Annotated in this window: 9 protein-coding genes and 1 pseudogene; 3 read left to right on the top strand and 7 right to left on the bottom strand. The window is 38.3% G+C overall.

Features of this window, described 5'->3' with window-relative positions; translation table 11 throughout:
* Window positions 1-241: 241 nt before the first annotated feature.
* Window positions 242-550, bottom strand: coding sequence for a metalloregulator ArsR/SmtB family transcription factor (locus tag KJB35_RS12635; protein WP_005381940.1), 309 nt, complete (start codon window positions 548-550; stop codon window positions 242-244).
* A 288-nt stretch (window positions 551-838) separates the two neighbouring features.
* A complete protein-coding gene (gene nhaR, locus KJB35_RS12630; protein WP_005381942.1) occupies window positions 839-1,729 on the bottom strand; it encodes a transcriptional activator NhaR in 891 nt (296 codons plus the stop codon).
* A 386-nt stretch (window positions 1,730-2,115) separates the two neighbouring features.
* Here nhaR and KJB35_RS12625 point away from each other — a divergent pair, with 386 nt between their 5' ends.
* Together KJB35_RS12625 and KJB35_RS12620 are read left to right on the top strand one after the other, a co-directional pair.
* On the top strand, window positions 2,116-3,261 hold the full coding sequence (locus KJB35_RS12625) for a Na/Pi symporter (protein WP_213908112.1): 1,146 nt from the start codon (window positions 2,116-2,118) through the stop codon (window positions 3,259-3,261).
* 147 nt (window positions 3,262-3,408) lie between these two features.
* A complete protein-coding gene (locus KJB35_RS12620; protein ID WP_053306894.1) occupies window positions 3,409-4,551 on the top strand; it encodes a flavohemoglobin expression-modulating QEGLA motif protein in 1,143 nt (380 codons plus the stop codon).
* A 70-nt stretch (window positions 4,552-4,621) separates the two neighbouring features.
* Here KJB35_RS12620 and KJB35_RS12615 read toward each other — a convergent pair.
* A pseudogene (locus tag KJB35_RS12615) lies at window positions 4,622-5,149 on the bottom strand (thymidylate synthase); the annotation flags it as partial.
* A gap of 177 nt (window positions 5,150-5,326) precedes the next feature.
* On the opposite strand from KJB35_RS12615, the gene KJB35_RS12610 reads away from it, so the two are divergent.
* On the top strand, window positions 5,327-6,178 hold the full coding sequence (locus tag KJB35_RS12610; protein ID WP_020196700.1) for a thymidylate synthase: 852 nt from the start codon (window positions 5,327-5,329) through the stop codon (window positions 6,176-6,178).
* Window positions 6,179-6,258: 80 nt separating this feature from the next.
* On the opposite strand, the gene KJB35_RS12605 is transcribed toward KJB35_RS12610, so the two are convergent.
* The 4 genes from KJB35_RS12605 to KJB35_RS12590 form a co-directional block, all read right to left on the bottom strand.
* Window positions 6,259-7,167 carry a hypothetical protein gene (locus KJB35_RS12605; protein WP_020196701.1) on the bottom strand — a complete coding sequence of 303 codons (909 nt, stop codon included), beginning with the start codon at window positions 7,165-7,167 and terminating at the stop codon, window positions 6,259-6,261.
* Complete coding sequence (locus KJB35_RS12600; protein WP_020196702.1) at window positions 7,167-8,960, bottom strand: hypothetical protein; 1,794 nt, start codon at window positions 8,958-8,960, stop codon at window positions 7,167-7,169. The genes KJB35_RS12605 and KJB35_RS12600 overlap by 1 nt, the downstream gene beginning before the upstream one ends.
* The gene (locus KJB35_RS12595) at window positions 8,953-10,149 is read right to left on the bottom strand and encodes a metallophosphoesterase (RefSeq protein ID WP_020196703.1); all 1,197 of its coding nucleotides are present in this window, start codon (window positions 10,147-10,149) and stop codon (window positions 8,953-8,955) included. Before KJB35_RS12595 ends, KJB35_RS12600 begins: the two co-directional genes overlap by 8 nt.
* Before the next feature lie 118 nt (window positions 10,150-10,267).
* Window positions 10,268-10,630 (bottom strand): transcriptional regulator, encoded by a 363-nt coding sequence (locus KJB35_RS12590; RefSeq protein ID WP_020196704.1) that lies wholly within the window; start codon window positions 10,628-10,630, stop codon window positions 10,268-10,270.
* Window positions 10,631-10,664 lie beyond the last annotated feature (34 nt).

Genomic DNA, 10,664 nt, shown 5'->3' with positions numbered 1-10,664 from the left:
GGGCTGAAAATAAAAAAAGCTGGCAATGCCAGCTTTTCTTTTTCTGAATGTCCCATTTAAAGACATCAGCTTATTCATTACCCATATAACGCTCAAACTAGAAAGCACTAATAAAACACTTGAGAACAAAGCAAATTGGTCGATGAGTAGTACCCTATCATCAAAAGTTTAACGCCACTCTCAAATATTCCAACAAGTTAGATTCACACTCTAAGATGAGCAGTATATTAGGACTATTTAATTAATGTTGAGCACTCTCAGCACAATAAAGACTATGCAGTGTTTTTATTAACGCTTTCACTTCATCACTCTTTAATGTGTAGTACACCGTCTGTGCTTCTTTCCTTGTCGTGACTAACTCATCACGGCGAAGCCAAGCAAGATGCTGAGATAATGCCGACTGGCTTAGCTCTAACTTTGCACACAGCTCTCCCACGGACAGCTCTTGGTTATGCAGCATACAAAGGATTTGTAGGCGTCTCTCGTTTGCCATCGCTTTGAGCAACACGACGGCTTTTGCGGAGTTCTGCTCCATTTCTTGTAGATTCATGTGTTGGACCTCTAGCTACAACTTACTTATTCCAACCCTGGCCAGCTTGTTGTGTTGCACTGATTTATATATCTAAGAAAATCAAGATACACTTCCAGAGTCTTCATTATTAGAACCTCTAATTTAGTTGTTAGTGATACACCAATATTATCCACCAAGGATTTTAATTGGTGCGCCATCAATAATTAATAGTTTTGCTCACTAAAACAAGTATCTTGCTTACTTAGATATTATTTAGAATTATATTTTTATTGATAGTAATCTATTTATTTACGCAACGATACGGGTTTACTCAAACATTTGACTGAAATCAGCATCACAAACATTTTTTACCGCGGGGTGTTGGATCATTCGTTCCGCAAAAATCACGTAGTACTCTTCTTTTAGCCCATCGACATGGCCAATTAGCTGTAAATTTCGGTCGTCTTCAATCTCCGACATGTATACGGTCGGTGCCAAGAAAATCACATCATCGTGGTACCGAGCAAAAGCTTTCATCAACGCAACATCATCAAACTCCCCCAGCACATTGGGTTGAAGACCTTGACGATCAAACCATTGAATAACTTTACGCCCCATAGCCGTTCGGCTCGCGGGAATCAGAAGTTTTTTTTGTTCCAAGATCTCAGGGAATCGCACATTTTCAATTTCAGAAGAAGCAAAAAAGCTCATGCTACTTTCACCTAACTTTTTGCTATAAAGGCCAGGACTTTGAGTAGAATCAACGGGACAATCCGAAAGGATCATATCTAGCTTGTGCTGAGAAAGGCGTTCAAGTAGCAGTTCGTGGGTCGATTCATAACAGCGTAAATGAATACTGTTATCTTCCGGGACGGTCGTCATCAGTACTTTACTGACCAAGCGTTTAGATAATGCATCGGCTACACCAACTTCAAATAGAATGTTCGAGTGCTGGCTGTAATTGACGATATCTAACATCTCATAGCTCAAACCGAACATCCGGTCGGCGTACTTAAACACAAGCTGACCTAACTCAGTGGGCTCAACTGTACGACCATTGCGCTTGGTTAACTTTCCTTTCATGCGCTCTTCAAGCGCTTTAATCTGTCCTGTCACGGTTTGCGGTGTCAGGAAGAGCGCGTCAGCCGCCTTAGTTACAGAGCCCTGTTTGCACACCATCCAGAAATAATAGAGATGGTTGTAGTTTAGATGTGACATGATCGAGTCCCGAAAAGAAAGTGATACTTTTTATACCAAATGTGACAGAGACAAACAATAAACTCGACAAAACCATACAATACCTTACAAAAGCATAAGTTTTACCGAAAGTATAAAGTCAACACTGTCATAAAAGTTGAACTGAGGCGCATTTTCTCTACAAAAAAAACGCAAAAACCAAACAAAACCAAATCAAAATTTAACCATTAAAATCAACAAGTTAAAAATTAATTTTCTTCCTCTTTTACGCCATTATCAAAAAGAACAATAAAAATCTCTCACAGCAAGAAATCTGTAATATTACTGAAATATTTGTTCTCTAACATCGCCCGCAGATTCAACTACAGACCGAAAAATGAACTGAAAGGTCAACGGAGAAAATTATGATGAACCAAGCTACTTCAACAGTGGCACCAATTTCGAGCACAGCTCGTTGGTTACGCTGGGCTAACTTGGCATTCATGTTATATCTGCTTCTTCTAGCAGTATCTATGGTTGGTAGTGGCTTTAAATGGGCAACTGGCGATCAAGCTGAGGTGCTATTTGAATTTGCCGCACACCCAGTTGCAGGTCTAATGATCGGCTTGGTGGCAACAGCCTTAATTCAGTCTTCAAGTACTGTAACGTCTATTATTGTAGGCTTGGTTGCAGGTGGCTTACCTGTAGAAACCGCTATCCCTATGGTGATGGGTGCTAACATTGGTACCACAGTGACCAATACGCTTGTGTCTCTTGGCCACGTGCGCTGTAAAGAAGAGTTCAAACGTGCATTTGCAAGTGCAACCATTCATGACTTCTTCAACTTGCTTGCTGTCGCTATTTTCCTTCCGTTGGAAATGATGTTCGGCATTTTAGAGAAAGTTTCTCACTGGCTTGTTTCTCCACTGCTTGCTACTGGTGATATGAGCATTAAAGGCTTCAACTTTATTAAACCAATTACAAAGCCAGTCGTAGGCGCAATTAAAGAGCCACTTTCTACCTTCGGTGATACTGTTGGCGGCGTCATGCTTATTGCTTTGGGTATTGCGACTATCTTCGTTGCAATCACAGTGATGGGTAAATTGATGAAGAGCCTAATGGTTGGTCGCGCACGTGAAATTTTGAAAAACGCCATCGGTCGTGGTCCTATTCACGGCATCGTATCAGGCTCAATCGTGACCGTTCTAGTACAATCTTCCTCAACCACGACAAGTTTAATGGTTCCGTTGGTTGGTACTGGCGTGTTGAAAGTACGAGATATCTACCCTTTCACTCTGGGTGCTAACATTGGTACTTGTATTACGGCACTACTAGCAGCGACAGCGGTATCTGGAGAGTTCGCAGTATTCGCACTACAAATCGCTCTAGTCCACTTAGTATTTAACATCATGGCGACGCTGTTTATCTTTGGAATTCCATTCCTACGTGAGATTCCGGTTAAAGGCGCTGAGATGATTTCTGAAATGGCTATTAAGAATAAAGCAGTTGTTGGTGGTTACCTAATGTCAGTATTCGTTATTCTACCAGGTGCAATTCTAGCCCTAACAACGTAACAACAACGACATACCATCGCTTATTGTTTAGGCTCCACATCGTGGAGCCTTTTTTATGATAATTAAACTGTTCAAATCGATTGTCCGGTGATAATTTGAGCCACATCAGCATGCTTATGCTGAGCTATCTCATTTGGAGTCGACAACATGACGCAGCTTAATGACGCTATTTCTGATCAGCTACTCGCAATAGACGAAAACCTAACCCAACTGGTTGCTGATATTGATATCCTCAGTAGCGTGAATCCTCTTAATTATGCTCAAGAAAGAGAACGTTTCATTAAAAACAAATATTCTCAAGAGCCTAATTTTCAATATTCAATTACTAATGTAGATACTCACAGCGCAAAGCGACGTCTATATGAGCTACCTCTAGAAAACATTCAAGACACCCAATTGCAGAGGCTGTACGCAGATGTAATTCAGTCTTATGCAGATAAACTGGATCAAGTGAATACCATAGGCACGCAAGAGTTTCTTTATAACTCCTTACGCTATTATGGGGAACCGAGCGCCAAAGATATTGCCAACGCCCATTTCATATTGCACCTTCCTACAGAAGAAGAAAAAGAACCTCAGCACGATAGCCGTGCAATAGCACGTTTCATGCAAAATTTTGCTCAACGCAATGGGTATGAATGTGAAATACAGGTGTTGGACGGGATGTTAGCAAACGCACTAGTTTCAGGATCTCGAGTCAAAATTAACCACGCGGCGTACATCACCACTGATGAGCTGGAGGCTCTTGCACATCATGAAATGGGAGTACATCTCCTGACTACGCTTAACGGTCGTCAACAACCGCTAAAAGTCCTGAGCTTAGGTTGTCCTGCCAATACCAACACTCAAGAAGGGCTGGCTATATTATGTGAGTATCTGTCAGGACATTTCAGTATCAAGCGCCTAAGAACCTTAGCCTTACGAGTTCTGGCAGTAGAGTCGATGATCAAGGATCGCGATTTCCGCCATACGTTCATGCTATTAAAAGAACAGTATAAAGCTTCTGATCTTCAAGCATTTACAACGACTGCCCGAGTCTATCGAGGTGGAGGTTTAACGAAGGATTACTTGTATCTTAGAGGATTCCGAGAGGTGCTCAATGCCTATGATAAATTGGGCGATGACTTTTCACTATTGTTGTGCGGGAAAACGGAGCTGAAGTATTTTGAGCTTATCCGCTCATTAGTGAGTAAAGAAATATTCACTCAACCTAAGTTTATTAGCCCGGCACTGTCCACACCGATGCAGACCAACCCAATTCACCGTTATATTGTCAGTGCACTAAAATAATACCTTCTAAGTACAAAAAAGAAAAAAGCTCCATTCGGAGCTTTTTCTATATCTTGAAGAACGATACTCGTTACACTGAGAATGGGTAACGAATAGGATCGTGATGCTCGTACCCTTCAACCCAAAAGTCATCCAGTGTGACCCAAGTTTCCAAATCTTCTAGAGATTTAATCTCTGGGTTGATATGGAACGTCGGCGCTTTTAATGGCTCACGTTTCAACTGAACATCGCGCATCAGTTCAAGCTGGTCTTCATAAATGTGAGCATTCACAATCTTATGAAATGCCTGACCAGGTTTCTTGCCCGTAATTTGCGCCATAATCGCCAAGAACACGTAAACTTGAACCATATTGAAGTTTAAGCCAAGCGGTACATCACACGAACGCTGAGTACTATTCAGGTAAAGCGTATCATCCAGCAATGAAAAATGGTGACTGTACATACAAGGACGCAAGCACCCCATGTGGAACTCACCCGGGTTGTAGAAGTTCAAGATTTCACCGCGGTCATCAACGCCACGCGTTAAGTCATCCACTATCTTACGTAGCTGGTCAACATGACCACCATCAGGTTTCGCCCAGGCGCGCCCTTGAACTCCATTTTACCTTTTGTCACTTTTTGTTGTCCATATCACATAAAGTGACTTTCATAATCCATTATAGCCATAAGCACTTCTGTCTACCATCAAGCACCGAGTAAGAACTGGGAGTATTTTGCTCGAATAAGGGTTAGTTCCTTTGGTACAATTGAATAAAAGAAATGTAGGAATGAAAAAGTGAAACAATATCTAGATTTATGCCAGCGTATTATAGATGAAGGCGTTTGGGTAAAGAACGAAAGAACAGGCAAACGTTGCCTAACAGTTATAAATGCAGATTTGACTTACGATGTCAGTTCTGGTGAGTTTCCTTTAGTAACGACACGTAAGAGCTACTGGAAAAGCGCCATCGCAGAAATTATTGGCTACCTTCGAGGTTACGATAATGCCGCAGATTTTAGAGCACTAGGCACCAAAACATGGGATGCAAACGCAAATTTAAATGAGAGCTGGCTTGCGAATCCTCATAGAAAAGGGACAGATGACTGCGGTTTCATTTATGGAAAGGTTGCCAGAGCGTTCCCGAAACCTGATGGCGGTGATGTGGATCTTGTAAAAAAAGTTGTTAATAACCTTAGTAAAGGCATTGATGACCGTAGTGAGATAATAACATTCTATCATCCAGGTGCTTTTCATTTAGGTTGCTTACGTCCTTGTATGTACAGCCACCATTTCTCAATTTTAGGCGACACTCTGTATCTAAACAGTACACAACGTTCTTGCGATGTACCGCTCGGCCTAAACTTCAATATGGTTCAATGCTACTTTTTGTTAGCGATCATGGCTCAAATTACAGGCTTAAAAGCGGGAAAAGTTTTTCACAAAATAGTAAATGCACACATATACGAAGACCAATACGAGTTGATGCGTGATGTACAACTTAAACGTAAACCATTGAAATCGCCAACATTCCATATCAATCCAGAAATTAAATCTCTAGAGGACTTAGAAACGTGGGTTACTCTTGACGACTTCAAAGTAGAAGGTTATGAACATCACGAACCAATAGCTTACCCATTCTCAGTATGATTATTGCAGGCCAAGATCGCCAATCTTGGCCTGCAATAATATTGACGTAGTCGAAATATTGAACATCAAAGAATGCTAATTTATATTCTTAAGCTAAGTTCATACATATGCCCACTAGAGCGACGATCAACTGGTACTTCATTGTGTTCTGAAGATACTCTCCAAATAGGTAAAGAGTAATCCATTTCCTTACTAAGAATAACACATAGCGCACTTAAGATCTTGGGACCTAAAGGGACAACAATAGGTCTAGACACTTCAGAAATTGCAATTAATAATTCTCTCAGATTTAAATAACTAACATAAGGATTACATACATCATATTCAAATATGCAGTTTTTTGATGTACTTTCAATTAACGACTTATTATTTGAATAAATATCATCTTCAAAGCGAGAATCTATAGACTTAGGAATCAACAGATATTGTTGTTCTGTATCTAAGTAATTGCTGATCCCAATTGCTTTCCCTAGTTCATATCCCAATCCTAATACAATCGAACTAGGTAATTCAATATCGCCCATAGAGCCTGATAATGATTCAATTATAGGACCAATTTTTCTTATTGGTGATATTTCCTTCGATGGAGAACTATACTCAGCCAGTTCATAACAAATCCTAATGGTAGAACCTTTCTTTAAATTCTCCATTAACAACATAAGAATTGTTGCTAAGCGAGTGCGACTCATCACTGTTATATCCAATAAACAATTTATTTGTCTATTTGCCCAATCAGTGTTAATTATAGAATGGAGCTTCTTAAAAAGTTCTTGATCATTTTCTTCGATAATATTAGCATTTACTTCCTGATAGAAACTATAGTTCGATTTATAACTGTATGCAGATGTATGCTCTCTATATCCAACTGCTATTATACTGTTGAGGTTATCTTTAACAGAATTACACGTTGTAATAGCTCTACTTTCATAGCCTAGCCCTACTATAGCTAGATCATAATAGTTTACAGTAGTTCCTTTTAATACTTTCATTACAAGTCCAACCCCAACTGTTTAGAGTTCTCAAAACCATATGCATTAACTAATGTAATTGTTGAAGCACTAATATTATTAACATCCATTATTTTATTTAATTGAATTTTCTTTTGCTTTGTAAGTAGCAACCCATAATGATGAGAAAATAAATAAGAAAGCCTGCATGTTAAAACCTTATCCATCGAAGATCCGATACCATTATTATCAGGGGTTTTTACCGAAATCATGGCTCCCGCATTCAATGCAAAACCTATTGCATCTCTTAAATCTGATGGTGTATTTTCGTCAATAACTAACATACCTTTAGGCTCTGGATTAAATCTTTCTCCATATATTTCATCTTTAAAATAGTTTGCTATCAAATCTACAAGATTGTAAATATTATTTACTCGAACATCACTCGAATCAACAGCTATAGTACTTAGTAACGATCTAAATGAATCAAAATATGTTTCTAGTCCCGATATTTGCTCAGAAATAGAAACTAAACCTTTTTCCTTAATTATTGGAATAAACATATTCATAATCCCTATCAACATTCTAGGATTATATTCTGTAGATTTACATATATTTTCAAAACCAGCATAATAGTCAGCAGCTCTTCTACGCGGTTTTAATTTACCATTTTCTTTTTTACTATGATCTCTAAGATAAGATATAAATTTAATCTTCCTGAACTGAGATTGTTTTTCCTTCGCTTCGATATAGCTTAACCCATTCAGATTTCGATTATTTAAATACTGTTCAAACCCAACATCTTTTGCAACTAGAGAATCAAAAACAGCATCAATATCAATATCTTTTGGCTTTTCAAAACAGCTATCTATCGATTCATATATCGATTTTTTAATAAACAAATTCAGACATAGCTCTTTACAAAACTTAATACCTTCACTTTCAGAAAGTTCAGTTAAGTTAATATAGCTCAAATCTTGATCTTTCATTGAACTGTCTGGCGAGTTCGTAACATCAACTCCTTTATGATACGGAGACAATGCTAACTTAAGAATTATATCTGGATGACCACCTCTCATACTATTTATAAGAGGTTGAACTATTTCGTCAGGCGCTAGCTCTAACTCATCAAACAAAAATGCCCATTTTTTACCATCTTCATTTAAATATGTATTAATAATAGATATAGATGAATCTAATATACTTTGTATTTCACCATAAACAACATTTGGTCTTAGAACACTCGAACCAACAATTAGAGAGTTATTAAGGTACTTAGAAACAAGATTCTTTTTGATCACAATACTAGAAATCAAACTTTTCAAAGAATTAATTCTAGGTTCAACGCACCAAAGAGTAGATAGCTCTTTTACTAATTCAGACTCGTCAGACTTTTCCAAAAACACATGTCTATATTTATTTTTCTTTTCTGTAACACGGCAAGTTCTAAAGCTAACAGTCATTGCTAGTTGTTGAAGAATATGGTAAATAAACTGAGAATTAAGAACTCTCAGGTCTTCTTTTGATTTAATTCTCTTACTAGTGTTTTCAAATTGGGTTTTCCACACTCGATCTGTTGGAATGAACACTCCAGAGAAGTCAATCAAATTTCTAAATTGTTCTGCAACCTCATTTTCCCATAGCTCCAAAGATCTAACTTCGAGCATTCTCATTAATGTTGTTTTACCACTTCCTCGTGGACCCATCATAATAGTATGGCTAGATGATGCTAATCTATTATAATATTCATTAATAATAAATGTATTACATAACTCGGCAGTAGATGTGTTTTTCGCATTAATTGACTCGTTTATACTTGGTGTATAGTTATTCATAACGCTTACCAACTTCAGTTATTTCACCAGAAAATTCACGAGATATCATAAAACCATTTTTTTCTAAAAGTTTTTCTAAACGCTTAAACTCAAAAGGGGGTAAATTAAATATTTTATCTCTAAATTCATTTAATTCATCACCTTCAAGAAAGGAGTTAGATTCATTAATTTTTGACTTCAAGTGATTTAATATTTGTTCTGGAGTATAGAGTGACCCAAAACCACCACAAGCAGGAAGGTTATGGGATTTGGAAGGCTGCCATTGATGTAACTTATTCGATTCATAAGTTTCAAATCTTCCTACAACCTTTCCATTTTGGCTGCTTTTATCGATATCAATTTCAAGCAAGTAAAACTGATTGGATGTTCGGCTATCTATTGAGTCATATAAAACCGCAGATAAACTACCTGCTGATAAAATGGTAGGAGGTGTAGAAGTTCGTGAGTTTCCGTAGCTTATAGTCGCATAGTGTTTATGACCATGTATAATCAACCAAGGACCTATGTCAGCTGCCTCTATATTTGATAGCAAATAGTCGGCTCCTTCCATAGCCTCGCCATCATAGCTTACATCAACATAATCCATTTTTTGTGGATGATGATGACAAATTAAAAGATTTAACGGCTTGGATTTAACATCTTCTTGACTAAGCCTATCTTTGATTTGTTTGCTAACCTCTAAAGCAACTCTCCCGTGCCTAAACTCACTTCCAAATCCATGATAAGCACTACTATTTATTGATATACAGTTATAGTTTTCAGACTGAGTCAACTCCCAGTTCCATGCCCAAAAATGTGTGTTTTTATAATAGTCATTGAAAGGAAAAGGGGGATCTGTGAATTGAAGCTCATGCTTCGGAGAAAAGCCACTAGGGTTTGATTCATCTGATGGACGGGATTGATGGTCATGGTTTCCTGGAACACACAATACATCATCGATAGAAAGTTCACTTGCCAACGCATTTAGAAAGCTCCATCCAGCTTTAAACGTCTCCTTACATCCCTTATTACCGATGTCTCCAGCACATACAAGGATATCAATTTTTCTTTCAAGTTGTTTCAAGTACTCTATCAATGCCTGCCCATAGATATTGGGAGTACCGTTAACAATGAGCTTTGTATCAAGCTCGTGCTCCTGACTAGTCCCTACATGTAAATCTGAAACCACCAATATGCTTAATTTATTCATCTCAACGCATTTTTCTTAATACAACTGTATGCATTATAAATGCCCCCCACTTGAGAAGACTACCTCGTGAGTCGGATTTCTTGGTGTTGCACTCCATTTCTAGCTATTAAATTGTAATTTAAAGTTGAAGGGAGCTGCCCATAACGATCTCGAACGTTGTAAACAACGCTATCGGTCGAGATTGACTTCCCTTCTTCTCTATATGAGCAAACCCCTTGGACGAAAGTGCTTCAAGAGTACGGTTAACATCGTTGATAGCACGCCCACTCATTTCAGCAAGTTCATCAAGACTGTTTGGTTTTTCGCGAGCAATCAAATTCAGTAGTTCAATATTTTCGTTAGACAACAGTCGTGAAAGCGCAGCTAGTGACTCAAACAAAAAAAGAGGGTAAGACTCTTCATGCCTCACTTTTCCTTGTGCAATGCGAATCACTCGATTACGTGCAATCTCTTCTGATAGAATTCCGATTTTTGCCTTCATACAATCCTCACTCCTAAAATTTATCATCTAAATC

The sequence above is a fragment of the Vibrio sp. D431a genome (assembly GCF_030248655.1).
GTDB lineage: Bacteria > Pseudomonadota > Gammaproteobacteria > Enterobacterales > Vibrionaceae > Vibrio > Vibrio alginolyticus.
Note: the sequence above shows the minus strand (reverse complement) of the source record. Positions and strands in the feature narration are given on the sequence as shown.